The organism is Janthinobacterium sp. SUN206 (assembly GCF_030587305.1).
GTDB lineage: Bacteria > Pseudomonadota > Gammaproteobacteria > Burkholderiales > Burkholderiaceae_D > Janthinobacterium > Janthinobacterium kumbetense.
Window position 1 is genome coordinate 732,875 of the sequence record NZ_JAPWIB010000003.1, and the last position, 23,739, is coordinate 756,613.

Here is a 23,739-nt window from a genome sequence, read left to right on the forward strand (position 1 = left end):
CCAGCGCCATGCTGGCGGGAATCACTTCCGTACCCGGTACACCTCGCCGCCGCGCACCTGCTTCACCACCCCATCCCCGCCAAACAGAATCACATATTCCCCCTGCGCGCCCGAGGCCGCCGGATAGGTGTACATCCACACTTCCTTGCCGCTGTCGAAACGGATGGACGTGCTGTCGCCCAGCGCGGCGCGCACCTGTTCGCGCGTGCTGCTGCCCACTTGCACCGTCTGTTCCAGGGTGGCGTAGGGAACATTCTTGCTTGCTTGCAAGGCGCGCGTGCCGGAGCAGGCGGCCAGCAGCGTCAACAAGATCAGCGAAAGCCACTTCATGGCGCCACCTCGTCCATGTAAGTAAATTCCAGCAGGGTGTCGTCCGGCCAGTTGCTATCCCACAAGGGCGCGTAATACGTGCGATCAAGCAAGACCTGGCAATCGCAATAGGGCAGCGAGGCGGGCGTTTGCTCGCCGCCCGCGTACAGCATCGTGAACGGCAGCGCCAGGCGGCGTTCGCCATGCACGAGGGTCACGCCGAACAGGGGACGGTCCGTGAAGAACAGATAATTGCCATCCGGCTCGGAACACACTTTATCTGTGCTGTAGAGCATGCTGGATAGCCAGGCGATGATTTGCGGGTCGTTCGAGATCAGGCCGGAATCCATGCCGGCGCGGCATTCCAGGCGCAGGTCGCCCAGGCGCCGCGTGCCGGGCGGCAAGCCGGGCGTGATCACTTGCGCGCGCCAGCTCATGGTGGTGGCCTTGCGGTTGGCCAGCAGCACGGCGTCTTCGCGCGCCGCTTGCGCATTGCGCACGGGGGCAAAGCTGTTGTCTTCGGCCAGGGGCAAGGGGATGCTGACGGTGTCGCCGGCGATGCGCAGTTGCACGCCCGTCATGTCCACGCCGGGCTGGCGCGGCAGCAAGCGGAAGCGCAGCACGGCCTGCGGCGCCAGCGCATGGTCGCGTTCGAAGCGGTCCACGCCCTGCAGCATCTTGCGGTAGGACTTGTCGACGGGGTCGCGCGTGGCGTCCACCTTCACCTGCGGCACGGGCGCGGTTTGCGCCAGCGCAATAGGGCCGTGGAGCAAGCCTATGATCAGCAGTAATCGATAAATACGCATGCCTGAATGCTACGCCTTTTTGCGCATCCGCCACGCACGGGTGAGCGTGTCAGTATTCGCTGTATTTGCGCGCGTCGCCGCGCACCTGCTGCGCCGGGTATTTCTGTGCGTTCAGTTGCATCTTTTCCAGCACGGCCGCGTGCAGGTCGACGCCGCTCTTGTCGGCCAGGCGCACCAGGTACATCAGCACGTCGGCCAGTTCGTGGCGGATGCCCGTGCGCTTCGCCTCGTCCAGTTCGCTATCCGCGCCCGTGGCCAGCCACTGGTAGTGTTCCGCCAGTTCCGCCACTTCCACGGACAGGGCCATGGCCAGGTTTTTCGGCGTGTGGAACTGATCCCAGTCGCGTTCGTCGGCAAAGGCGCGCAGGCGCGCGCGGATGTCGAGCAGGCTGTCGCTGGGCGCGCTCATGCGGCTGCCTGCAACGGTTTTTCCATGAAGACACTGAATGGGTCGTCGGGATAGTCGCCGTACGGTCCGCGCCGCTGGTAGCCGTGGCGTGCGTACAGGGCGATCGCTGCCGGCTGGTGGATGCCCGTTTCCAGGGTCAGCAAGCGGCAGCCGCGCGCCAGCGCCTGCTCTTCCAGCAAGGCCAGCAAGCGTTTCGCCAGGCCCAGTCCCCGGCTGTCCGGGTGCACGTACATGCGCTTGAGCTCGCCGAAAGCGGGCGTGACGACGATGGCGCCGCAGGCCCGTGCCGTGCCCGCCGCATCGCGGGCGACGGCGAACAGCAGGGTATCGGAGGGCACGGACGCCAGGTCCAGCGAGTAGACGCACTCGGCCGGATACAGGGTCTGTTGATATGCATCAAGCTCGGCGATCAGGGTTTGCACGTCGGCTTGCTGCGGCGATTCCAGGCGGATGGTCATGGGGAGGTCGTATGAATGGGACTTCCTCCATGGTATCACTGCGGCCGCGCCAGGCGCAGCGTCAAGCCGATGGGCGACATCACAAAACCCATCAGTTCCTGCGCCTCGCCGCCATCGGGCGTGTCGACGCCGGCGATGTCGAAGCTGCCCAGCAGCATGGCCATGGCGATCTTGATTTCCAACAAGGCCAGGTAGCGGCCCGGACACGTGCGCAAGCCGGCGCCGAAGGGCATGGCGGCGCGCTTGTTGTTCGCCTCGCCCCCTTCGGCCAGCCAGCGCTCGGGCTGGAAGGCTTGCGCGTCGGGAAAGTGCGCATCGGACACCGTGTCGTGGCGCATCACGCACCACACGAGGGTGCCGGCCGGCACGGCGATATCGGCGATGACCGTGTCGCGCAGCGCCTCGACGGGCAGGAAGGGCGCCACCGGCTTCAGGCGCATGGCTTCGCTGGCGCAGGCGCCCAGATAGTCGAGGCTATCCATCTGCTCGATCGTGAAGCGGGCCGCGTCGGGCGCCAGGCGCCGCACTTCCTCGCGCGCCCGCGCCAGGGTGTGCGGATGGCGTTGCAACAGGTAAATCATCCAGGACAGCGTATTGGCCGTCGTATCCTCGCCCGCCAGCAGCATGGTCAGCACATTGCCGGCCACGGCGCGGTCGTTCACGCCGCTGTCCTTTTCGTCGGCGGCGGCGATCATCGCTTCGAGCAGGTTGGGCGGACGCTCGCGGCGTGCCGGATCGCGCGCCATGCGCGTGCGCGCCTGCTGCACCAGGTCGGCCACGGCGGCGGACAGGGCCGCCACGTCGCGGTCCAGCCGGCGGTCGACGGGCAGTTTCACGTAGCGCCAGTACGGGAACATCGACAGGCTGCGCCGCGCCACAGCGGGCAGGATGGCGTCCATGTGGCGCTGGATCACGTCCTCGCCCGCTTCCAGCGTATTGACCTCCGTGCCGAAGGCCAGACCGGCGATGATGTCGACCGTATAGCGTTTCAGGTCGCCATCGAGGTTGATCGCTTGGCCTTGCGTGGCGGCAAGATGCCAGCGCCGCCGCAGGCGCTGCGCCACCGTCGCCAGCGCCGGGAAGTAGGCCTTGACGGCGCCGGGCGCCATGCCGGCCATGACCATGCGGCGCTGGTTGCGCCATTCCGTGCCCTCGGCCAGGAACAGGCCCGGGATGCCGCCCATCTCCTCGGAAACGATGGAACTGCTCAGGGGGCGGCGAAAGCCGTCGGGCCGGTCGCGCAGCACGGCGCCGACGGCCTCGCTGTCGGCCACCACCAGCACCAGGGTGCGGCCGAACCAGACGCGCAGGTAGGGGCCGTAGTGCCGCACCCACTCTTCCACGTCGCGGTGGATGCGCGTGAGCTTGATCTGCAGGCTGTTGCCGACGATGGGCAGGGCGAATGGCCCCGGCAGGCGGCGAATCTGGCGCAGGGCCGTGGTGGCAGGCGCGGCGGCGTGATCGAGCGGGGGCATGGCGTACTCCTGGTGGATGGCGACAATGACTTCACTGTAGCGCGCTTGCGCGTCCGCGTCTTGAACGAATACGACATCGGGCGCGGCCGGAAATTGCCGGTACAATCGTCGCCATGCCTGCCGCCCCTACGCCCCTGACCCGCCTGATCGCGCCGCGCACGGCGCTCGCTTCCTGCGTGCGCGCCTTCCTCGTGCGCGATACCACGGGCTGCGCGCCGTTGCCGCCGGCGCAGCGCCTGAACCGCTTTCCCGCCGCGCCCATGTGCAGCATCGTCTGGACCGTCGCGGGCGACGTGGAAGCGGCAGCGCCGGGCCTGTCGCTGCGGGACGTGCGCATGCCGCCCGCGCTGTTCGGCGGCCCCCGTTCGTATCCGCTGGTCAGCTACAACCCCGGCCCCGTGCATTCCTTTGTCGTGATGTTTTACCCGGCCGCCCTGCATGCGTTGTCGGGGGTCTCGATGGATGGCTTGCTGGACCAGTTCCGCCCGCTCGACGCGCTGTTCGATGGGGAATGGCTGGCCCTGTCGGACGCCGTGCTGGCGGCGCCCGACGATGCGGTCCGCGTCAGGCTGGTGGAGGATTTTCTCGCGCCGCGCTGGGCGCTGGCGCGCAAGAGCGGCGACCATCCGGCCGGCGCCGTGCAGGACTGGGTGCGCCGCCTGGCCGTGCAGGCGGCATCGACGGGCCTGGCCAGCAGCGCGCGCAATATCGAGCGCCGCATCAAGGCCTGGGCCGGCCAGCCCATGCGCACCTTGCGCCGCATGCGCCGCGCGGAACAGCTGTTTCTCGACGAGCGCGGCGCCATCCTGCAGGGCACGGCGTCCTGGTCCGATGTCGCCGCCAGCGGCGGTTACGCCGACCAGGCCCATTTTTGCCGCGAGACGCGCGAAATCACGGGCTTGAGCCCCACCGAGCTGGCGCGCGCCATGCGCGACGATGAAAGCTACTGGATATACAGGGTGTGGAGTTGAGCAGGATTTGTTACCCGGTGTAGACGACGCCTTTGCGCAAGGTCACTTCATGGTGCCCCGCGCCGGGCGCCATCATGGGGAAGCAGTTTTCCGCGCCATGCACGCGCACGTCGAGGAAGTACGGGCCTTCTGAGGCCAGGCAGGCCGTCAATGCCGCGTCGAGTTCCTCGCGCCGGCTTACCGTGTGCGCCTGCCAGCCGAACGCGCGCGCCAGGGCGACGAAATCGGGCAGCGCTTCCGTGTAGCTGTGGCTGTAGCGCCCGCCATGGATGAGTTCCTGCCACTGGCGCACCATGCCCATGTAGCCATTGTTCGACAACACCACTTTCACGGGCAGGCGGTGCTGCACGGCGGTGGCCAGTTCCTGGATATTCATCAAGATCGACGCATCGCCGCTGACGCACACGACGCGCTTGCCCGGATGGGCGATCTGCGCGCCGATGGCGGCCGGCAAACCATAGCCCATGGTGCCGGCGCCGCCCGAGGTGAGCCAGCGGCGCGGCTGCTCGAAGCGCAAGTGCTGCGCCGCCCACATCTGGTGCTGGCCCACGTCAGTGGAAACGATGGCGTCGACGCCATCCATGCTGTCCAGCGCCGCCTGCAGGCGCCGCATCAGCGCCTGTGGCGCGATCACCTGCGGCGTATCGTCGAACGCCAGGCTGTCCTGGGCGCGCCAGGCGTCGATGCGCTGCCACCACGGCTGGCGGTCCGCCAGCAGGCGTCCGCGCAGCTGCGCCAGCAAGGCGGCCAATACGGGGGCGCAGTCGCCGCGCAGGGCCACGTCGGCGCGTACCACCTTGTGTATGGAGGCCGGGTCGATGTCGATGTGGATGACCTTTGCGCCAGGACAAAACGCATCCAGGCGGCCCGTGACCCGGTCGTCGAAGCGGGCGCCGACGCAGACGATCAGATCCGCATGGTGCATGGCCAGGTTCGCTTCCAGCGTGCCGTGCATGCCCAGCATGCCGAGGAAGGCCGGGTGCGAGGCGGGAAAGGCGCCCAGGCCCAATAAGGTCAGGGTGCACGGCGCGGCGGCCAGTTTCACCAGTTGCTGGAAGGCGGCGCAGGCATCCAGGCCGGAATTGACGAGGCCGCCACCGCCATAGAACACGGGCTGGCGCGCGCCGGCGATCAGGCTGGCGGCCCGTTCCAGGTCGGCGGGCTGCGGCAGGGCAGCGGCAGATGCGGCGGGCGGCAGCGGCGCGTGCTGCGTGACGGGCGCCAGCTGCAGATCCTTGGGAAAATCGACCAGCACGGGGCCGGGCCGGCCCTGCGTGGCCTGGATAAATGCTTCGTGCACGACGGCGGCCGTTTCCTCGGCCGCGCGGATTTGCCGGTTCCACTTGGTGACGGGGCGCGAGATGCCCAGCGCGTCGCATTCCTGGAAGGCGTTGGTGCCGATGCTGGTGCTGGCCACCTGGCCGCTGATGCAGATGACGGGAACCGAATCGCACAGGGCGTCGAGCAAGCCCGTGGTGGTGTTGCTCATGCCGGGGCCGGAGGTGACGAAGACGACGCCGGGCCGGCCCGTGCTGCGCGCATAGCCTTCGGCCGCGTGCACGGCTGCCTGTTCGTGGCGCACCAGCACGTGGCGCAGGCGGGGCTGCGCGTGCAGCGCGTCGTACAGGGGCAGCACGGCGCCGCCCGGGTAGCCGAAGACGGTGTCGACGCCCAGGGCCAGCAGGGTGTCGATCAGGGTGCTGGCGCCGTTGCGCGGCGCAAGGTCGGCGGCGGGAGCGAGGAGGGGAGCGGGATCGGGTTTCATGGCCTTATTTTCTGCCTGATGGGGCAGAAAAGGCTGCTGGTTTTCTCGTATAGAATGCGATATTCAGTAAAATTTGCTGTGAAATAAGGATATGACAGAATGAAACTGGATAAATTCGACCTCGCCATCCTGACGGCCCTGCAGCAGGATGCCCGCATCAGCCTGCACGACCTGAGCGCCAAGGTGGGCCTGACCTCGTCGCCATGCTGGGCGCGCATCAAGCGCATGGAAGACGATGGCGTCATCGAAGGCTACACGGTGAACGTCAACGCGGCCAAGGTGGGGCTGGCCGACACCGTCATCGTGCAAGTGACGCTGGACGACCATTCCGACCAGGCCCTGTTCGAATTCGGCCACGCGCTGGCCATGATCCCGGAAGTGCTGGAAGCGTTTCTTGTGTCCGGCGACTACGATTACTACCTGCGCATCGCGGTGAGCGACACGCGCGACTATGAACGCCTGCTGCGCGAGCGTCTATATAAAATTCCCGGCATCCGCCACAGCAAATCGAGTTTCGTGTTGCGCCAGCTCAAACAGAGTTACCTGCCCTTGCAACGCTAGTTCCCCCCGCACGGCGGGAGTTTTTCCCTGGTTCCCCGATGGTGGCTGTCCGATACTGGACGCAATAAAAACCACGATAAAACTGGGGATACGCATGAAACTGACTTTATTGGCCGCCGCCGCCATGGCGCTGTGCCAGGCGCAGGCCGCTGACCTTGCCGCTGACGCCAGCCTGGCCGCGAGCCTGGCCACTTCGGGTGATTTGCCCACCGTCATCATCACGGGCAGCATGCCGCTGCCCACCGTGGACCAGCCGCGCGACACCCTGGCCGCGCCCGTGCAGACGGCCAGCGCGCAGCAGATCGCCCGCAACGGCGCGCTCGATATTTCCGCCTTCCTGCGCCGCAACCTGGGCAGCGTCTACGTGAACGAGGTACAGAACAACCCGTTCCAGCCCGACGTCAGCTACCGCGGCTACACGGCTTCGCCCCTGCTGGGCACGCCGCAAGGGCTGTCCGTGTACCTGGACGGCATGCGCCTGAACCAGCCGTTCGGCGACGTCGTCAGCTGGGACTTGATCCCGCGCATGGCGATCGCATCGCTGACCCTGATGCCCGGCTCGAATCCTCTGTTCGGCTTGAACACCCTGGGCGGCGCGCTGGCGCTGCAAACCAAGGATGGCCGCAGCAGCCCTGGCACCGCCATCGAAGCGCGCCTGGGTTCCGACAAACGGCGCGCCGTCGAGGTCGAGCATGGCGGCAGCAATGCGCAGGGCTGGCACTGGTATGTGACGGGCAACCGCTTCAAGGAAGACGGCTGGCGCGACGATTCGCCGTCCGACGTGCGCCAGGTGTTTGGCAAGCTGGGCTGGAGCGATGCGCGCACGGACATCGCCGCTACCGTGGCCCATGCGGACAATGCGCTGACGGGCAACGGCTTGCAGGAACAGCGCATGCTGGCGCGCGATTACCGCAGCGTGTATACCAAGCCGGATTTGACGCAGAACAAATCGACCCTGTTGAATCTGACGGGCAAGCACCAGGCCGGCGCGGCCTTGCTGCTGTCGGGCAATGTGTACTACCGCAAGATCGATACGCACACGTTCAATGGCGACTTGAACGACGAGTCGCTCGACCAGTCCGTCTACCAGCCGGGAGCGGCCGAGCGGGCGGCCCTGGCGGCGGCCGGCTACACGGGCTTTCCCGCCAGCGGCGCGAACGCGGCCAATACGCCCTTCCCGAAATGGCGCTGCATCGCCAACGTGCTGCTGAACGACGAGCCGGCCGAAAAATGCAATGGCATGCTCAACCGCAGCCATACGCGGCAGGAAAACTATGGGTTTTCGGGCCAGTTCACCGCGCTGGCCGACGTGGCCGCCATGCGCCACAGCGTCACGGCTGGCGCCGCCTTCGACGCCAGCCACGCCACCTTCCGCCAGACGAGCCAGTTCGGCTACCTGAACCCGGACCGCAGCATCACGCCTGTGAACTTCTTTGCCGACGGCACGGAAATCGACGACGACGGCACGCCCGTCGACAACCGGGTCGACTTGAGCGGGCGCATGCGCACGTGGAGCGTGTATGCGAGCGACAGCATTGCGTTGAATCAAGACCTGACCTTGACCGTCTCCGGCCGCTACAACCGCAGCACGGTGCGCAACCGCGACGCCATCACGCCGGGCGGCGGCAGCGGCTCGCTCGATGGCGACCACCGTTTCAGCCGCTTCAATCCCGCCATCGGCCTGGCGTATGCGCCGGCCGCGGGCATCAGCGCGTATCTTGGCTACAACGAAGGCAGCCGCACGCCGACGGCCATCGAGCTCGGTTGCGCCGACCCGGAAAACCCGTGCCGCCTGCCCAACGCCATGGCCGGCGACCCGCCACTAAAGCAGGTCATCACGAAGACGTGGGAAGCGGGCGTGCGCGGCCAGTGGGGCGAGGTGGCCCGCTGGAGTGCCGGCGTGTTCCGCGCGGAAAATCACGACGACATCCTGTTCGTGGCCGACAACCAGGCGGGGTTTGGCTATTTCAAGAATTTCGGCAAGACGCGCCACCAGGGCGTGGAGCTGGCGCTTGATGGCAAGGCGGGCATGCTGGATTTTGGCGTCAACTACACGTGGCTGCAGGCGACGTATCAAAGCCGGGAGCTCGTCAACGGCAGCGCCAACAGCAGCAGCGATGCGTCCGCACCGGGCCTGGAAGGCAATATCGTCATCACGCCCGGCAAGCGCATTCCCTTGACGCCCAGCCATATCCTGAAGGCGCACGTGGATATTCAGGGCGGACGCGACTGGACGGTGGGCCTGGCCATGACGGCCGTCTCCAGCGCGTATGCGCGCGGCAATGAAAACAATGCGCACCAGGCTGGCGGGCCAGCCTACCTGGGCGCGGGCAAGAGCGGAGGCTATGCCGTGGTGGAATTGAACGGCAAATACCAGTTGACGCCACGGCTCAGCGTGTTTGCCCAGGTGAATAACCTGTTCGACCGGAAATATGCGACGGCGGCCCAGCTGGGCGCGACGGGTTTCGACGCCAACGGCAATTTCGCCGCCCGCCCGCTGCCCGCCGTGAACGGCGACTATCCGATGGTCAATGCGACGTTTTATGCGGCCGGCGCGCCGCGCAGCGTGAATGTGGGCGTGCGCTATGCGTTTTAAGGATGGACCTGCTCGATGATGCCATTGCGCAGCGCCAGGTGCACCAACGCGGCGGGGCCGGGCACGTCGAGCTTTTCCTTGATGCAAGTCTGGTGGTTGGCCACCGTCTTGCTGCTGACGTGCAGCAGGCGGGCGCAGTCGGCGGCGCTGCGGCCTTCGGCCAGCAGGCGGAAGATTTCGAATTCGCGCTGGCTCAGGCTGCTCAAGCGGTCCGCTTCCATGTTGGCCGTGCCTTGCAGCACGCCGGGCGCGCTGTGCGGGTCCAGGTAGCGCCGGCCCGCGTGGGCGGCGCGCACGGCGTCGACCAGGTGTTCCGGGTCGGCCTGCTTGCTGACGAAGCCGCAGGCGCCGCCGTCAAATGCGCGCGCGATCAGCTGGGGCGTGTCGTGCATGGTAAACACCAGCACGCGGGCGCCCGCGTCGCGCGCGAGCAGCTTGCGCAGCAATTCCAGGCCGCCGATGCCGGGCATGGACAAATCCGTCACGCAGACGTCGGGCGCGTGCTCCTGGTACAAGCCATACGCCGTTTCGCCATTGCCCGCCTCGGCCACGACGGCGATGTCGCCGCCCTGTTCCAGCAGGCGCCGGTAGCCCGTGCGCACTACCGGGTGGTCGTCCACCAGCATCACGCGGATCGGCCGCATGCCGCTGTGCATGGCGTTCATGGCGCTCATGCCACGCACCGTGCCGCCAGGGCCACTTCGATGCGCAAGCCGTTGCCCAGCGCGCTGATCCAGCGGATGTGGCCGCGCAAGCCCGCCACGCGCTCGCGCATGCCCAGCATGCCGAAACCGTCTGCTGGCGTCTTGTCCTGGCGCAAACCCCGGCCATTGTCTTCGATGGCCAGGTGCAGCAAGCCGTGCGCATCGGCGCGCAATTCCACCGTGGCCCGGTCGGCGCCCGCGTGGCGCGCCACGTTCGTCAAGCCTTCCTGCACCAGGCGGTAGATGGCGGTGGCGGTGCTGTCGTCGAGGCCGGCGGGGATGGCGTGCGGCGCGAAATGGCAGGCGATGCCGTGCTGCTGGGTCCAGCTGTCGCACAGCGCCTGCAGCGCCGGCGCCAATCCCAGGCTGTCGAGCACGGGCGGGCGCAGCCGGCGCAGCATCGTGCGCACCATCGCGTGCAGCGCTTCCGACGAGCGGGCGATGCTGGCGGCGCACGCCTGCACGTTTGCCTGGTCGCCCTCGCGCGCGCGCAGGATGTAGCTGGCGGCGGCGCGGATGGCCGTGCAGTCCTGTCCCACTTCATCGTGCAGCTCGCGCGCCAGCGCGCAGCGCTCCTCTTCCTGCGCGCGCAGCAGGCGCTGCGTGAGGGCGCGGTTTTGCGCCAGCAGCAGCGCCACCTGGCGGCCGCGCCGCACGGCAAAGCCGGCCAGCGCCAGCACCAGCACCAGCAGGCTCAGGGCCAGTTCATCGAGCTGCCAATGTTCCTGGCGCCAGAGCGACTGCGTCAGCCGTTCGGCCAGGTCCAGCCTGGCGGCCAGCAGGAAAAAAGCCAGCGCCAGTGCGCAGCACAGCAGGACGGTCCGGCGCGGCCGGGCGTGCGCGCTTGCCTGGGCGCCAAATTGATGGTGTTCCATGATGCTGCTCCCTGAGCACGGTCGATCTTCTTGTTGTGCAAGCTTCATGCCATCGGCGCAAGGGCGCGAGGGGCCGCTCATGCGGGGCGGAGGGGACAGGCAAGTGTTCCAGGATGGAACAGGTGTACCGCGATGTGACGGGGAGGACGACGCGGCAGGCGCGGTTTTCGAGCTTATCCGAAGTCGGGCCGGTCCGCTGGCGTACGCGTCTGCAGTGTGCGCTCTTGTTGTTCAAATGTAACGTTGAGATTCCTCAAACTTTCATAGATAAAACAAAACAAAGTTTCGCGGAGTTAGATAAAAAATAAATAAATGATATTAAAAATATGATATTTGTTTTATACGATTTGCTATATTTGTTGACACTTTTGTGAAAAAGCTGAAAGCGGGCGTCAGACCTGCCGACCTATCTATCCACAACAATCAAGGGAATAGAATGAATCGTTTATCACATGCGCGGGTATCGCCCGCCACCGCCAATCCGCCCGCTACCCGCGGTCGCGTCGCCGTCCTTGCCGCGCTGGCCACCTTGTCCGTGCTGGGCTCGGCACCGGCCCTGGCCGGTGTCCTGACTTTCGACAACTTGCGTCCCGACGTGTATGAAAGCGGCCAGACGCTCAATACGTCGAGCTACAACCTGCTGTTCCTGGCCGACCCGACGACGGCGGCCGGCGGCGGCGTCAGCGGCGTGGGCGCCATCCTCGATGGCCGCGTGGGTTCGTCGTGCGATATCGCCGCCTGCCCGCAGGGCGCCACCGGCAATTACCTGGCTATCCTCAACGATGGCGGCGTGAATTTCACGCGCGCCGACCACCAGGCATTCACCCTGGCCGGTTTCGATTATTCCTTTATCGCTCCCGTGTCCGGCTTGCCGAACCAGAATTGGGGCCAGCTGCAGCTGAGCGGCACCCTCAGCGACGGCCAGGTGATCAGCACCTCGCTGGCGTTTCCCGGCCAGGGCAGCGATGGCAATTACCATTTCCAGAGCGCTTCCCTGCTGGGCGGTTTCAGCAACTATGCGTTTACGGGCCTGAGCTTCAACGCGTGCATCTTCAACGACACGGGCGCGTGCAGCAATTCCCTCGATTTCCCCGCCTTCAACCAGGGCCAGTTTGCGCTCGACAATATCAATATCAGCGCCGTGCCGGAACCGTCGACCTACATGTTGATGCTGGCCGGACTGGGCGCCATCGGCATGCTGTCGCGCCGCCGCAGCGGCAAGTTCGCCGCCTCCACCGTGCAAGGAGCATGAGATGAAATTACGTCCCGTTTCACTCGGCATCCTCTTGCTGGCCGCCAGCCTGGCGCAAGCGGCGCAGGCGCAGGAACGCCGCTCCTACATCGTGCAACTGGTCGACAAGCCGGCCGCCACCTACACGGGCCAGGTTGACGGCCTGGCCGCCACCAAGCCGGCTCCGGGCGCGCGCATCAACGTGGGCGCCGCCGACGTGCAGGCCTATTTGAGCTACCTCGACACCAAACAGGCCGCCGTGGCCGGCACCGTCAGCGCGGCGGAAATCACGCACCAGTACAGCGTCGTCTTCAACGGCTTTTCCGCCTTGCTGACGGACGATGAAGTGCGCGCCCTGAAGAAAAACAGCGGCGTGGCCAGCATCAGCGCCGATTCCATCCTGCAGCTCGACACCAGCTACACGCCCAGCTTCCTGGGCCTGGACAAGCCGGGCGGCATCTGGGAGCAGCTGGGCGGCAAGGCGCACGCGGGCGAAGACATCATCATCGGCATCGTCGACAGCGGCATCTGGCCCGAGAACACGGCCTTTGCCGACCGCCTCGACGAGAATGGCGTGCCCAGCCACAGCGGCAACAATGTCGTGTACGGCGCGCCGCCGGCCAGCTGGCAGGGCACTTGCCAGACGGGCGAAGGCTTTAGCGCCGAGAATTGCAACAATAAGCTGATCGGCGCGCGCTACTACCGCGCCGCCACGTCGGCGCTGCACTGGACGGAATTCATGTCGCCGCGCGATTCCGTCGCCGGCCTGACGGGGCACGGCGGCCATGGCACGCATACGGCGTCCACGGCGGGCGGCAACAATGGCGCCCTGGCCACTTCGAACGGCGTGTCGCTGGGCAAGGCGTCGGGCATGGCGCCGCGCGCCCGCATCGCCGCCTATAAAGTGTGCTGGACGGCCGCCTCGACGGGCCGCAACGGTTGCGCCACGGCCGACAGCGTGGCCGCCATCGACCAGGCGGTCAAGGATGGCGTCAACGTCATCAACTTCTCCATCGGCCCGAACGCGGGCGGCGGCGCCTTCGACGAGCCGACGGAAGTGGCCTTCCTCGGCGCGGCGGCAGCGGGCGTGTTTGTCGCCACGTCGGGCGGCAATTCCGGCCCGGCCACGCCCGCACCCGACGTGCCGGCGCCCGTCTCGCACATCAGCCCATGGCTGGCGACGGTCGCCAATTCCACCCACAACCGCCTGTACGCGGCCAACGTCACTCTCAGCAGCGGCTCGAAACTGGAAGGCGCATCGAGCAATGCGAATACCCCGGCGCTGCCGCTGATCCAGTCGCGCGACGCGGGCTTGGCAGGCGTGCTGCCGACGGATGTCAACTTGCTGCGCTGCTTCGGCGTGGCCGATGCCACGTCGGCGTATCTGGACCCGGCGAAAGTGGCGGGCAAGGTGCTGGTGTGCGACCGTGGCGGCAACGTGCTGGTCAACAAGAGCGCGAACGCCAAAACGGCCGGCGCGGCGGGCGTGATCATCGCCAACGTGGCCGGCGGCGCCAACACCGTCATCAACCAGGCGCACGCGCTGTCGACCGTGCACCTGGCGCAGGCGCAGGGCGACGCGCTGAAGGTCTTCATGGCGGCGACGCCCGACGGCACGGCGGCATTGGGCGAAATCCACACCACCGCCGACACGACGGTGCTGGCGCCGATCGTCAGCGACCGTTCCTCGCGCGGCCCGAACGTGGCCAACGCGAACATCCTGAAACCGGATCTCTCGGCGCCCGGCACCAACGTGCTGGCCGGCGTGACGGCCGACCTGACGCAGGCGCAGCGCGATGCCGTGGCAGCGGGCGGCGTGGCGCCGGCGGCCGAGTGGGATTTCTATTCCGGCACCTCGATGGCCAGCCCGCACGTGGCGGGCGTGGCGGCACTGCTCAAGCAGCAGCATCCGGACTGGTCGCCCGCGGCCATCAAGTCGGCGCTGATGACGACGGCCTTCAGCACCTATTCGGACGGCTTGAACGGTTCCGTGTCGTGGGATGCCACGGCGAAGAACTCGGGCCAGCTGCCGTGGGGCCAGGGCGCCGGCCACATCGCGCCGAACAGCGCGGCCGATCCTGGCCTCGTGTACGACATGTCGGAAATCGACTATGCGCGCTTCCTGTGCGGCTTGAACCTGAAGGTCTACAGCGCCGCCACGTGCCAGGCCATCGGTACCATCGCGGCCTATAACCTGAACCTGGCGTCGCTGACGGCGGCCAACGTGCTGGGCACGCAAATCCTGACGCGCACGGTGACCAACGTGGGCGCCAGCAGCGCCGTCTACAACGTCTCGGCCAGCTTGCCCGGCTATACGGTGGCGGTGACGCCAACGAGCCTGAGCCTGGCGCCGGGCGCCAAGGGCCAGTACCAGGTCAAGCTGACGCGCACCACGGCGCCGGCCAATACCTGGACCTACGGCGCCCTGAGCTGGACGGATGGCACGCACACGGTGCGCAGCCCCCTGACGGCGCGCGGCACGGCGCTGGTGGCCATTCCGCTGGTCAGCAGCGAAGCGGCCACGGGCAGCAAGGTGCTGACCCTGGGCACGGGCTTCTCGGGCGCGCTGGTGGGCGTCAAGTCGGGTCTCGTCGAAGCCGTGCGCCAGGCGCGCACGATCGGCCAGGCGACGACGGGCGCCGCCGCATCGGCTGCCTGCAAGGCGGGCGGCGCCACGGGCGTGAACGTGCACAATGTGGTGATCCCGGCCGGCACCCTGGCGGCGCGCTTTGCCACCTACGATGCGGAAACGACGGGCGGCGCGAATACCGACATGGACATGGAGGTCTACAACGCCGCCAATGTGCTGGTCGGCAGCAGCGGCAATGAAAGTTCCAATGAGCAAGTGGAACTGCGCCTGCCCGCCGCCGGCACCTACAAGGTGTGCGTGATCGGTTTTGCGCCGCAAAACGGCCAGGCCGACTACACCTTGTCGTCGTGGGTGCTGGCGCCGGGCTTGTCGAATGGCGGCTTCAAGGCGCTGATGCCGGGCACGGCCTACACGGGCGGCACGGCGACTGTCTCGCTGAGCTGGTCCAACCTGGCCGAAGGCAAGCGCCACCTGGGCGCCGTCGGCTACCAGGTGGCTGGCGTGGTGCAGGGCGTGACGGTGGTCGAGGTCAATACCAACGATCCCGTGCCGCTGTTCCAGAACGCGCGCGGCGCCAAGCCGGTGCTGGCTGAGTAAACCGTTCTTTGCTTGAACGCAAGGCGTGCCTCCGGGCACGCTTTTTTTTTATTCACCCACCCCCGTTCGGGAGGAATAGCACTTGCATGGTGGTAACGCCAACGGTATCTTGTCGGATAGCCATGGCTTTGTGCCCTGGCATTCTTGGGGAGTCGCGCGTGACCAGTTTCCGCACCAATACCGACCGCCTGCTGGAAGTGCGCCTGCAGGATGAAAAAGTGCTGGCGATTGCCGGCGCCATGGTCGCCTATACGGGCAGCATCAAATTTGAAAAATCTCTGCTCGGCGGCGAGGGCCTGTTCGGCGCGCTCAAGCGCAAGGTGACCAACGAAGGCATGCAGGTGATGCAGGCCGCCGGCACGGGCACCGTGTTTTTCGCGCAGAATGCGGCCGAAATCACCGTCATTCCGTTGACGGGTGAAAAGCTGACCATCGAAAGCAGCAGCTTGCTGGCCTACGACACGAGCCTGAAGACGGGCACCAGCTTTGCGGGTCTGCGCGGCGCCAGTTCGGGCCAGGGCCTGTTTTCCACCACCGTCGAAGGGCACGGCAACCTGGCCGTCATTTCGCGCGGCAACCTGATTATGCTGGAAGTGACGCCCGCGCACCCGCTGCGCGTGGACCCGGACGCCTTCGTCGGCTTCAAGGGCGATATCCGCCAGGAATTCGTCTTTGACGTCAACTGGCGCACGATGATCGGCCAGAGCTCGGGCGAATCGTACCAGCACAAATTCACAGGCCAGGGCGTGGTGTTCATCCAGCCCGCCGAACGTTAAGTCAGCGAGGACCCGCGATGCCTGTCTATCAGCAAATCAATGAAAAGATGCTTGAGGTCAAACTCGGCAATGAAGAAGTGTTCGCGCGCAAGGGCGCCATGGTGTCCTACCAGGGCGACGTGGCGTTCAGCCGCTCCTTCCTGGCCGGCCAGGGCGTGCAAAGCCTGGCCATGCGCGCCGTCACGAACGAGGGCTATGCCCTGATGTCGGCACGCGGCACGGGCAGCGTGTTTTATGCGCAGGGCGGCCTGTTCGTCACCATCGTCCCCGTGCGCGGCGAAACGTTTTATGTGGAAAGCGATTCCCTGCTGGCCTTCGATGCGCGCCTGACGGCCGGCACCATGTTCCTCGGCAACCAGGGCGGCGTGCAGGGCGTGGTGCGCGGCATGGCCTCGGGCCAGGGCTTGTTTACCACCACCCTGCAAGGCACGGGCGAAGTGGCGATTTTGTCGGACGGCAATGCCATCGGCTTGCCCGTCACGCCGGACGTGCCCGTGTTTGTCGACCCGCAAGCGTATATCGGCCACACGGGGCAGTTGAGCTCGACCATCGTCACGGACTTGAACTGGAAAACCTTCGTCGGCCAGGCGTCCGGCGAATCGTACCAGGTGAAATTCACGGGCCAGGGCACGGTCTACATCCAAGCGAGCGAAAGGTAAGCCATGACGATTTACAATCCCGATACCTTGCCGAAGAACGATAACCTGAACCGTTTTTCGTATGTCATCGACGTCAAGGAACAGATCTTCATTCGCAAGGGCAAGATGATCGCCTTCTATGGCGAACTGCGCTTCGAAGCCATGGGCAGCAGCGTGCTCGATTTGATCGTGCGCAATGCCTTCAATGCACCGAAATACGTGCACCACTTTGTCGTGGCGCAAGGGCAAGGCCAGTTGATTCTGGGCGACAACGGCAACGACCTGGCGTGCTACGACCTGGACAACGCCAACATGACCATCCGCGCGAAAAACCTGCTGGGTTTTACGAAGGATGTGATTTGCCAGGAATCGACCTTGCCCGGCTATCTGACCATGATCGGCACAGGGAAAGTCATCGCCTCGTCGAACGGCCCCGTGCATTTCCTCGAACTGCCGTGCCGCGTGGATGAGCAGGCCGTGCTGGGCTGGGCCGATTGCCCCAGCCCCTCGTACCACTACGATTACGCCCACGTGCAGGGCTGGGCCTCGGCCGCCGGCGCGCTCACCGGTTTCAGTTTGTCGGGCGAGGAAAAGCAGATCGACTTCACGGGCGCCGGCACGGTGCTGGTGCAGTCGTCCGAACTGGACGTGACGGGCAGTTCCGCCCTGATGCAACTGCTGGCGCAACTGCCGCTGCTGGGCAAGGAAGACCTCGGCACCTTGAGTCTTTCCGTGCAGCAGCAGATGAAGGAACAGCGCTAAGCTGCTTTACGGCCGCGCCCAGCTTGGCGGCCGTTTCTCGAGGAAGGCGGCAACGCCTTCTTCCGCATCCTCTTCCATCATGTTGCGCGCCATCACGTCGCCCGCATACGCATACGCGTCGTCCAGCGGCAACTGGCGCTGTTTGTAAAACATTTGCTTGCCGTAACGGATGGCCGTCGGGCTTTTCGCCATGATCTGCTGCGCCAGGCGCGCCACGGCCTCGTCGAGCGCCGCGTCGGCCACCGTTTCGTTGATCAAACCCCAGTCGGCGGCCGTGTCGGCGTCGATGAAGCGGCCCGTCACCAGCATGTCGAAGGCCCGCTTGGGCGACACATTGCGCGACAGGGCGACGGAGGGCGTGGCGCAGAACAGGCCCACGTTGATGCCGGAGACGGCAAAGCGCGCGGACGCGCCCGCCACGGCCAGGTCGCAGCTGGCGACCAGCTGGCAGCCGGCCGCCGTGGCGATGCCGTGCACGCGGGCAATCACGGGCACGGGCAAGGCCTGGATGGTTTGCATCACGCGCGAGCATTGCGCGAACAGGGTTTGATAATACGCAAGCTGGCGCGTGGCTTGCATCTGGCGCAAGTCGTGGCCCGCGCAAAAAGCCTTGCCTTCGGCGGCCAGCACCACGCAGCGCACGTGCGGTTGCTGCGCGACGGCATCGAACGCCTCTTGCAGCGCGGCCAGCATGGCTTCCGACAGGGCATTGAATTGCAGGGGACGGTTCAGGCGCAGGGTGACCAGGCCACCCTCATCCTCGCGCAGCACCAGCGGCGCATCGCTCTCTTGGGTCTCGGGTGTTGCGGTCATGCGGTCTCCCCTGGCCTGATGGCCTTGTTGTTTTAGGAAATCTTACTTGGCGGCATTGACGCTGCCGATGCCGGCGATCGACTTGTGCACGATCTTCGGCTTGCCGTAATACGTCAGTTCGCCCATGCCGCGCACCACGGCGTTCAGTTCGCCCGAGGAATACACCTTGACGGAGCCGATGCCTTCGAAATTGACGTCGACGTTTTTCGCCAGCAAGGCTTTCGTATCGACTTCGCCCACGCCTTGCGCCTTCAGGCGCAGCCAGTCGACCTGGCCATCGGCGGCCAGGCGGCCCGCGCCCTTGTAGCTGATGTCGACTCTTGGACCATTGAGCTTGGTCAATATCTTTTCGCCTGCGCCTTCCGCGATCAGCTTGCGCAAGGTCGGCATGGTGATGAAGATGCGCGGATCGCCCTCGGTCTTCTTGATGTCCTTGTCCTTCATGGAAATTTTCAGTTCGCCATCGACCACTTCCGTGATCACGCCGCTGAGGAATTTCTGGTCGCCGCGCAGCAGCAGGCTTTGCTCCTTGCCCGATTCGACTTCGATGCTGATGGGGCCGCGGATATCGATGGCGTTGAAGGCGCCGACCGTGCGGGTTTGCTCGTCGGCATGCGCGAGGGTGGAGAGGCAGGCAAGGGACAGGGCTGACAACAGGAGCAGAGGACGCATGGCGGTTTCCTTGAGTAGTTGATCAGTGTATTCTATTGTGCAACATCTCCATTGGGGAGAAATTTGCGATGAACTGCACAAATCGCGGCGCGGATGAGCGCCGCCAGCGGCCAGCCGCGCGCCCGGCAAGGCGCCGTTGGGCTATGCTGTGGCGTACCGCGTCCTGGAGACTGCATGAAAAATTACCACAAAGAAGATTATCCCGTCGCCGACATCCGGCGCTTCCTCGAACCGGGACCGGTGGTGCTGGTCAGTTCAACGTGGCAGGGCGAAAGCGATGTCATGACCATGGCCTGGCACATGCTGATGGAATTTTCGCCATCCTTGCTGGGCTGCTTCATTTCCGACGCGAACCACAGCTATGAAATGATCAAGCGCAGCATGGAGTGCGTGATCAACCTGCCCACGGCCGACATGGTCGACCAGGTGGTCGCCATCGGCAATTGCAGCGGCGCAGACACGGACAAGTTCACGGCCTTCGGCCTGACGCCCCAGCCGGCCGAGCAGGTGGGCGCGCCCCTGATCGCCGAATGCTACGCCAACTTCGAATGCAAGCTGGCCCAGGTGGCGGGCAACCCGAAGGGCGGCTTCTTCATTTTCGAGTGCGTGAAAGCCCACGTGGCCACCTCGCCCAAGCTGCCCGAAACCCTGCACTACCGTGGCAACGGCGAGTTCATGGTATCGGGCCGCACCATCAGCCGCAAGAGCCTGATGAAACCTGAAATGTCGTAGGACACCTGACCAAACCTACTGCGCGTCGATATAGGCGGCCTGCGATGCTCACCGTACCCGAGTACGGTTGCGCTTCTCGGCCACCTCTCTCTTCCGCTCGCTACGGTTTTGTCAGGTGTCGTTAATTCTCAAGATGCTCCCCGTATCTGTCCTGGGGTTAAATGACACCCTGCGCCAGCATGGCATCGGCCACTTTCACGAAGCCGGCGATATTGGCGCCATCCACATAGCTGACGGAACCGTCCGCGCGCGTGCCGTATTGCTTGCATGCGGCGTGGATGCCTTGCATGATCTGCAGCAAACGTGCATCGACTTCTTCGCGCGGCCATGATATGCGGGCCGCGTTCTGGCTCATTTCCAGGCCGGAAGTCGCCACGCCGCCCGCATTGCTGGCCTTGCCCGGCGCGTACAGCACGCCGGCCGCTTCGAAGGCCTTGGCTGCCTCGATGGTGGTAGGCATGTTGGCGCCCTCGGCCACGCACTGCACGCCATTGGCGATCAGGGTGCGCGCAGCGTCGATGTCCAGTTCGTTTTGCGTGGCGCAGGGCAGGGCGATATCGACCGGCACATGCCATGGCGACACGCCCGCCTCGAAGCGCACGCCCGTGCGCGCGGCGTAATCGCTGACCCGGCCATACAGATGATTCTTGATTTCCATCAGGATGGCCAGCTTTTCCGGCGTGAAACCTTCCTCGTCGATGACGGTGCCGCTCGAATCGGAGACGGTGATGACTTTCGCGCCCATGGCCATGGCTTTTTCCACCGCGTATTGCGCCACGTTGCCCGAGCCGGACACGGACACGCGCATGCCTTCGAACGAGCGGCCCCGCGGTTTCAACATTTCTTCGGCGAAATACACGGTGCCGTAGCCTGTCGCTTCCGGACGCATCAGCGAGCCGCCGAAGCTGGCGCCCTTGCCCGTGAACACGCAGTCGGCGCGGTTGCTGAGTTTTTTCATCATGCCGGCCATATAGCCCACTTCGCGCCCGCCCACGCCGATGTCGCCGGCCGGCACGTCCGTGTCCGAACCCACATGGCGGAACAGTTCGCTCACGAAGGCTTGGCAGAAACGCATCACTTCACCCGGGCTCTTGCCCTTCGGATCGAAATCGGCGCCGCCCTTGCCGCCGCCCATCGGTAACGTGGTCAGTGCATTCTTGAACGTTTGCTCGAATGCAAGGAATTTCAGCACGGACAGGGTCACGGACGGGTGGAAGCGGATGCCGCCCTTGTACGGCCCGATGGCCATGCTGTGCTGGATGCGGTAGCCGCGATTGACTTGTACTTGCCCATGGTCATCGACCCACGACACGCGGAACATCACCACGCGTTCCGGCTCGATCAAGCGTTCCAGCAAGCCTTGTTCCGCGTATTTCGGGTGCAGTTCCAGGAATGGCCACAAGCTCTCCATGACTTCGGTGACGGCTTGCAGAAACTCGGGTTGACCTGGATTGCGTGCGGCGACATGCTGGACATACTCGTGAGCAGATGCGTATTTCATCAGAATTCCATGGAGGTAATCGGTTATTTGGGCAACTATCATCGCAGATTTCGCACGAAAATGGTGCGGAAATTTGGTTTTGAGGGGTTTCTGCTACATTGTGGGGCGCGCTTTCCCATCAAGCGGCGAGGCCAAGCAGAGAGTGGTCTGGTGGAAAAAGTGACCGAAAAACAAAAAACGCCAGCGTGAGTGCTGGCGTTGCGGACCTTTACGTCAGATGTCCGGATCGTTTCGGGCGCAGCCCGGGCAAAGGCGTTTCCTTGCCGATGAGCAGCTGCATGGCGCGCTGCCGCAGCGTGTGGCGAATCCGGTGCGGAGCCCGGCATGCAACAGTATCCAGCAAGAAATAGGAAAGAGTGCGCAGGCCGGGCACCGGGCAAGGGGCGCTGGCGCGCCAGTAACGTGTTGCTGCCGGTATACCGGTATGGTTCAGCAGGGAACGCAGATTGTTCAGCTTGCGCGCTGAGCGGATCCTGTTGGCCAGTGCTGGCGCCAGTCGCGCAAGGTGCGGCGTGAGCATGGCGTCGATATGCAGGAAATGCTCGAGCTTGCGCGACATTGCGGTCATTTGCGGATGATGTTGCCGATAGTGCAGCAGGACGTTGCTACTGTAGTGTATGGACATGCCGGCACTCAGGCAGCGTATCCAGTAATCGTAAGCGGCGCCTTCCTTCAGCTGTTCGCTGAATGGCCCGATACGGGAGAGCAGTCGTTTGCTGAGCAGCACGCCGGATGGCTGGATGGGAGAACCCAGCAGGCAGGCGGGCCAGGCGGCAAATTGCCGTGGCGTTGCCCAGGCCACGGGATTGCCGCCATGGCTGTTAAGCGTGGCAACTTGCGATGCATACACAATTGCATCTGGCGTGTCGGATGCTTCTGCCTGTGCCAGTTGTTCGGCCAGTTTTTCAGGCAGCCAGATGTCATCGTCGTCGATGAAGGCCACCCATGGACAACGGGCGGCGGCCACTCCCGTGTTCCTGGCGGCCGCCAGGCCGGTGCCCGCATTGTGCACGATGGTCACGTGCGGGTAGGCAGCGTGGACGCAAGCGGCAGTGCCGTCGCTGCTGGCATCGTCGATCAGCAAGATTTCCTGCGCGGGCCGGGACTGGGCCAGCAGCGATTGCAAGGTGTCCTCGAGAAACCCCCTGGACCAGCCGTTTCTGGTGCAAATGATGACGCTGACGGGGGCGACGCTCATGGCGCCACGGCTTCTGGCGGCGCAACACGGATGCGGATGGCTGCGCCGTCTTGCCGGATGTCATACGGTTGCAGTGTCAATGACGGGCAGGACGATTTTCCTGTTTGCAAGTCGAACGAGATGGCACAGGCCGGGCAATACACTTTGTCGCTGTCGCAGCCGCCATCGGCCAGGTCCACGCCGTAATGCGGGCAGGCCGCATCGTAGGCGCGGGTGCCGTCGCTGGTGCGCACCAGCATGATGCGATACGGCGCGGCATCGACGATGATGCGCTGCGTGTCGGGCCCGTCAGCAGGAAGCTGGCCATGTATGACGCCGTTCGCCTGGTCGAGCTGGCCGACAATGACGGGAACGGCTGCCGGCGTCTGCACGGGAGCGGCGACGACGGGCGCGCCGAAATTGTCTTCGCGTCGCAGGTGCAGCACTTCATCGTGGCCCTGCTCGATATCGGCGGCCCGGCGCCAGAATTCGCGCGAGTAAAAACAGGCGGGATCGAAGGTCGGGCGGGAAGCATTCAGGCGCATGGAGATGGCCACGCGCGTCGCGTCCGTCGTATTGAGGTGCGTGCCGTGCAGCACTTCTGGATCGAAGACCAGCATCTCGCCTGCCGCCAGCGGCAGATAGGTCGGCACCGGCAGGCGGTAGCCCGCTTGCAGGTACAGCGTGCGGCGCTCGCAGGGCAGCGAGGCGTTGGCCAGTTCCGGATACAGCACCATGCCCGCTTCCGCCGGCACCTCGCCAATGGCCCACCAGATATTGCGTCCGTCCCGCGAATGGCCGGCCCAGCTATCGATGTGCGGACCATGTGCCCAGGCGGCGGGCGGGTGGCCCCGGTGATAGTCTTTCGGCGCGTACACGGGGTCGATGACCTTACGGGCCTGAAATTGCTCGCGCACGGTCGCGCTGAGGCGGCCAATGCCGGGATTTTCGCTCGCCGGATTGGTCTTGCGCGCCACTTCGTAGGGGAAGTTGATGCGCAGGATCAAATAGTCATCCACATAGAAATCGCCGTCCCAGCCCAGGACCTGGCGGCCGACGGCCGTCGCCATGGCCAGCAAGGGCTGGCGCAAGCGTTCCAGCACCTGGTTGCGCAAGGACGTCACATCGTCGGTGTCGATCACTTCGTGCAGCCGCTCGATGCCATGCTGGCGCAGCACCTGGGCTGCCGCGGCGCCCTTCATTTGTTCGACCGTGGAAATAATTTCGCTGAGCACGCGCTCGGTCATCGTTGCCCACGGGGCGAGTTCACGGACGTGGCACTTGAGCCACACGCCCTGTGTCGAGGATGGAGCGCTCATCT

22 protein-coding genes are annotated in these 23,739 nt (G+C 65.2%); 9 read left to right on the plus strand and 13 right to left on the minus strand.

What is annotated here, in order from left to right:
* Positions 1 to 21 precede the first annotated feature (21 nt).
* The 5 genes from bamE to O3300_RS20295 are packed head-to-tail and all read right to left on the minus strand — an operon-like array spanning position 22 to position 3,457.
* On the minus strand, positions 22 to 330 hold the full coding sequence (bamE, locus tag O3300_RS20275) for an outer membrane protein assembly factor BamE (RefSeq protein WP_289912285.1): 309 nt from the start codon (positions 328 to 330) through the stop codon (positions 22 to 24).
* Positions 327 to 1,115 (minus strand): hypothetical protein, encoded by a 789-nt coding sequence (locus O3300_RS20280; protein WP_305053927.1) that lies wholly within the window; start codon positions 1,113 to 1,115, stop codon positions 327 to 329. Before O3300_RS20280 ends, bamE begins: the two co-directional genes overlap by 4 nt.
* A gap of 49 nt (positions 1,116 to 1,164) precedes the next feature.
* Positions 1,165 to 1,524: a nucleotide pyrophosphohydrolase gene (locus tag O3300_RS20285; protein WP_099665608.1), complete on the minus strand. Its 360-nt coding sequence runs from the start codon at positions 1,522 to 1,524 to the stop codon at positions 1,165 to 1,167.
* Positions 1,521 to 1,982 (minus strand): GNAT family N-acetyltransferase, encoded by a 462-nt coding sequence (locus O3300_RS20290; RefSeq protein WP_305053928.1) that lies wholly within the window; start codon positions 1,980 to 1,982, stop codon positions 1,521 to 1,523. The genes O3300_RS20285 and O3300_RS20290 overlap by 4 nt, the downstream gene beginning before the upstream one ends.
* A 35-nt stretch (positions 1,983 to 2,017) precedes the next feature.
* Positions 2,018 to 3,457 carry a cytochrome P450 gene (locus O3300_RS20295; protein WP_305053929.1) on the minus strand — a complete coding sequence of 480 codons (1,440 nt, stop codon included), beginning with the start codon at positions 3,455 to 3,457 and terminating at the stop codon, positions 2,018 to 2,020.
* Between the two features lie 113 nt (positions 3,458 to 3,570).
* Here O3300_RS20295 and O3300_RS20300 point away from each other — a divergent pair, with 113 nt between their 5' ends.
* On the plus strand, positions 3,571 to 4,428 hold the full coding sequence (locus O3300_RS20300; protein WP_305053930.1) for a helix-turn-helix domain-containing protein: 858 nt from the start codon (positions 3,571 to 3,573) through the stop codon (positions 4,426 to 4,428).
* Between the two features lie 10 nt (positions 4,429 to 4,438).
* Here the strand turns inward: O3300_RS20300 and ilvB are convergent, their stop codons facing one another.
* Entirely contained in the window at positions 4,439 to 6,193 is a 1,755-nt protein-coding gene (gene ilvB / locus O3300_RS20305; protein WP_305053931.1) for a biosynthetic-type acetolactate synthase large subunit, read from the minus strand.
* A 99-nt stretch (positions 6,194 to 6,292) separates the two neighbouring features.
* Here ilvB and O3300_RS20310 point away from each other — a divergent pair, with 99 nt between their 5' ends.
* Both O3300_RS20310 and O3300_RS20315 read left to right on the plus strand, forming a co-directional pair.
* The gene (locus O3300_RS20310; RefSeq protein WP_070217690.1) at positions 6,293 to 6,754 is read left to right on the plus strand and encodes an Lrp/AsnC family transcriptional regulator; all 462 of its coding nucleotides are present in this window, start codon (positions 6,293 to 6,295) and stop codon (positions 6,752 to 6,754) included.
* A gap of 94 nt (positions 6,755 to 6,848) precedes the next feature.
* Positions 6,849 to 9,350 (plus strand): TonB-dependent receptor, encoded by a 2,502-nt coding sequence (locus O3300_RS20315; protein WP_305053932.1) that lies wholly within the window; start codon positions 6,849 to 6,851, stop codon positions 9,348 to 9,350.
* Here O3300_RS20315 and O3300_RS20320 read toward each other — a convergent pair.
* Together O3300_RS20320 and O3300_RS20325 are read right to left on the minus strand one after the other, a co-directional pair.
* The gene (locus O3300_RS20320; protein ID WP_251349271.1) at positions 9,347 to 10,024 is read right to left on the minus strand and encodes a response regulator transcription factor; all 678 of its coding nucleotides are present in this window, start codon (positions 10,022 to 10,024) and stop codon (positions 9,347 to 9,349) included. The genes O3300_RS20315 and O3300_RS20320 overlap by 4 nt on opposite strands.
* Entirely contained in the window at positions 10,021 to 10,929 is a 909-nt protein-coding gene (locus O3300_RS20325; RefSeq protein ID WP_305053933.1) for a histidine kinase, read from the minus strand. Before O3300_RS20325 ends, O3300_RS20320 begins: the two co-directional genes overlap by 4 nt.
* 436 nt (positions 10,930 to 11,365) lie before the next feature.
* On the opposite strand from O3300_RS20325, the gene O3300_RS20330 reads away from it, so the two are divergent.
* From O3300_RS20330 to O3300_RS20350, 5 genes are all read left to right on the plus strand, one after another.
* Entirely contained in the window at positions 11,366 to 12,181 is an 816-nt protein-coding gene (locus O3300_RS20330; RefSeq protein WP_099665602.1) for an NF038120 family PEP-CTERM protein, read from the plus strand.
* 1 nt (position 12,182) lies between these two features.
* Positions 12,183 to 15,347, plus strand: a complete 3,165-nt coding sequence (locus tag O3300_RS20335; RefSeq protein ID WP_305053934.1) for a S8 family serine peptidase — start codon at positions 12,183 to 12,185, stop codon at positions 15,345 to 15,347.
* A 158-nt stretch (positions 15,348 to 15,505) separates the two neighbouring features.
* Positions 15,506 to 16,123: an AIM24 family protein gene (locus tag O3300_RS20340; RefSeq protein WP_216350350.1), complete on the plus strand. Its 618-nt coding sequence runs from the start codon at positions 15,506 to 15,508 to the stop codon at positions 16,121 to 16,123.
* A 47-nt stretch (positions 16,124 to 16,170) separates the two neighbouring features.
* A complete protein-coding gene (locus O3300_RS20345; RefSeq protein WP_253192779.1) occupies positions 16,171 to 16,782 on the plus strand; it encodes an AIM24 family protein in 612 nt (203 codons plus the stop codon).
* A gap of 3 nt (positions 16,783 to 16,785) precedes the next feature.
* Positions 16,786 to 17,523, plus strand: coding sequence for an AIM24 family protein (locus O3300_RS20350; RefSeq protein ID WP_152252167.1), 738 nt, complete (start codon positions 16,786 to 16,788; stop codon positions 17,521 to 17,523).
* 6 nt (positions 17,524 to 17,529) lie between these two features.
* Here the strand turns inward: O3300_RS20350 and O3300_RS20355 are convergent, their stop codons facing one another.
* Entirely contained in the window at positions 17,530 to 18,336 is an 807-nt protein-coding gene (locus O3300_RS20355) for an enoyl-CoA hydratase (protein WP_305053935.1), read from the minus strand.
* Positions 18,337 to 18,378: 42 nt separating this feature from the next.
* On the minus strand, positions 18,379 to 19,008 hold the full coding sequence (locus tag O3300_RS20360; RefSeq protein WP_305053936.1) for a head GIN domain-containing protein: 630 nt from the start codon (positions 19,006 to 19,008) through the stop codon (positions 18,379 to 18,381).
* A 174-nt stretch (positions 19,009 to 19,182) separates the two neighbouring features.
* On the opposite strand from O3300_RS20360, the gene O3300_RS20365 reads away from it, so the two are divergent.
* Complete coding sequence (locus O3300_RS20365; RefSeq protein ID WP_305053937.1) at positions 19,183 to 19,740, plus strand: flavin reductase family protein; 558 nt, start codon at positions 19,183 to 19,185, stop codon at positions 19,738 to 19,740.
* A gap of 157 nt (positions 19,741 to 19,897) precedes the next feature.
* Here O3300_RS20365 and gdhA read toward each other — a convergent pair whose 3' ends face one another.
* From gdhA to O3300_RS20380, 3 genes are all read right to left on the minus strand, one after another.
* Complete coding sequence (gdhA, locus tag O3300_RS20370) at positions 19,898 to 21,241, minus strand: NADP-specific glutamate dehydrogenase (protein ID WP_305053938.1); 1,344 nt, start codon at positions 21,239 to 21,241, stop codon at positions 19,898 to 19,900.
* A gap of 208 nt (positions 21,242 to 21,449) precedes the next feature.
* Complete coding sequence (locus O3300_RS20375) at positions 21,450 to 22,439, minus strand: glycosyltransferase (RefSeq protein WP_305053939.1); 990 nt, start codon at positions 22,437 to 22,439, stop codon at positions 21,450 to 21,452.
* On the minus strand, positions 22,436 to 23,737 hold the full coding sequence (locus O3300_RS20380) for a Rieske 2Fe-2S domain-containing protein (RefSeq protein WP_305053940.1): 1,302 nt from the start codon (positions 23,735 to 23,737) through the stop codon (positions 22,436 to 22,438). Before O3300_RS20380 ends, O3300_RS20375 begins: the two co-directional genes overlap by 4 nt.
* Positions 23,738 to 23,739: the final 2 nt, after the last annotated feature.

Coding starts and splice junctions, on each gene's coding strand:
- bamE (WP_289912285.1), bottom strand. CDS start 330: ATGAAGTGGCTTTCGCTGATCTTGTTGACGCTGCTGGCCGCCTGCTCC.
- O3300_RS20280 (WP_305053927.1), bottom strand. CDS start 1,115: ATGCGTATTTATCGATTACTGCTGATCATAGGCTTGCTCCACGGCCCT.
- O3300_RS20285 (WP_099665608.1), bottom strand. CDS start 1,524: ATGAGCGCGCCCAGCGACAGCCTGCTCGACATCCGCGCGCGCCTGCGC.
- O3300_RS20290 (WP_305053928.1), bottom strand. CDS start 1,982: ATGACCATCCGCCTGGAATCGCCGCAGCAAGCCGACGTGCAAACCCTG.
- O3300_RS20295 (WP_305053929.1), bottom strand. CDS start 3,457: ATGCCCCCGCTCGATCACGCCGCCGCGCCTGCCACCACGGCCCTGCGC.
- O3300_RS20300 (WP_305053930.1), top strand. CDS start 3,571: ATGCCTGCCGCCCCTACGCCCCTGACCCGCCTGATCGCGCCGCGCACG.
- ilvB (WP_305053931.1), bottom strand. CDS start 6,193: ATGAAACCCGATCCCGCTCCCCTCCTCGCTCCCGCCGCCGACCTTGCG.
- O3300_RS20310 (WP_070217690.1), top strand. CDS start 6,293: ATGAAACTGGATAAATTCGACCTCGCCATCCTGACGGCCCTGCAGCAG.
- O3300_RS20315 (WP_305053932.1), top strand. CDS start 6,849: ATGAAACTGACTTTATTGGCCGCCGCCGCCATGGCGCTGTGCCAGGCG.
- O3300_RS20320 (WP_251349271.1), bottom strand. CDS start 10,024: ATGAGCGCCATGAACGCCATGCACAGCGGCATGCGGCCGATCCGCGTG.
- O3300_RS20325 (WP_305053933.1), bottom strand. CDS start 10,929: ATGGAACACCATCAATTTGGCGCCCAGGCAAGCGCGCACGCCCGGCCG.
- O3300_RS20330 (WP_099665602.1), top strand. CDS start 11,366: ATGAATCGTTTATCACATGCGCGGGTATCGCCCGCCACCGCCAATCCG.
- O3300_RS20335 (WP_305053934.1), top strand. CDS start 12,183: ATGAAATTACGTCCCGTTTCACTCGGCATCCTCTTGCTGGCCGCCAGC.
- O3300_RS20345 (WP_253192779.1), top strand. CDS start 16,171: ATGCTTGAGGTCAAACTCGGCAATGAAGAAGTGTTCGCGCGCAAGGGC.
- O3300_RS20350 (WP_152252167.1), top strand. CDS start 16,786: ATGACGATTTACAATCCCGATACCTTGCCGAAGAACGATAACCTGAAC.
- O3300_RS20355 (WP_305053935.1), bottom strand. CDS start 18,336: ATGACCGCAACACCCGAGACCCAAGAGAGCGATGCGCCGCTGGTGCTG.
- O3300_RS20360 (WP_305053936.1), bottom strand. CDS start 19,008: ATGCGTCCTCTGCTCCTGTTGTCAGCCCTGTCCCTTGCCTGCCTCTCC.
- O3300_RS20365 (WP_305053937.1), top strand. CDS start 19,183: ATGAAAAATTACCACAAAGAAGATTATCCCGTCGCCGACATCCGGCGC.
- gdhA (WP_305053938.1), bottom strand. CDS start 21,241: ATGAAATACGCATCTGCTCACGAGTATGTCCAGCATGTCGCCGCACGC.
- O3300_RS20375 (WP_305053939.1), bottom strand. CDS start 22,439: ATGAGCGTCGCCCCCGTCAGCGTCATCATTTGCACCAGAAACGGCTGG.
- O3300_RS20380 (WP_305053940.1), bottom strand. CDS start 23,737: ATGAGCGCTCCATCCTCGACACAGGGCGTGTGGCTCAAGTGCCACGTC.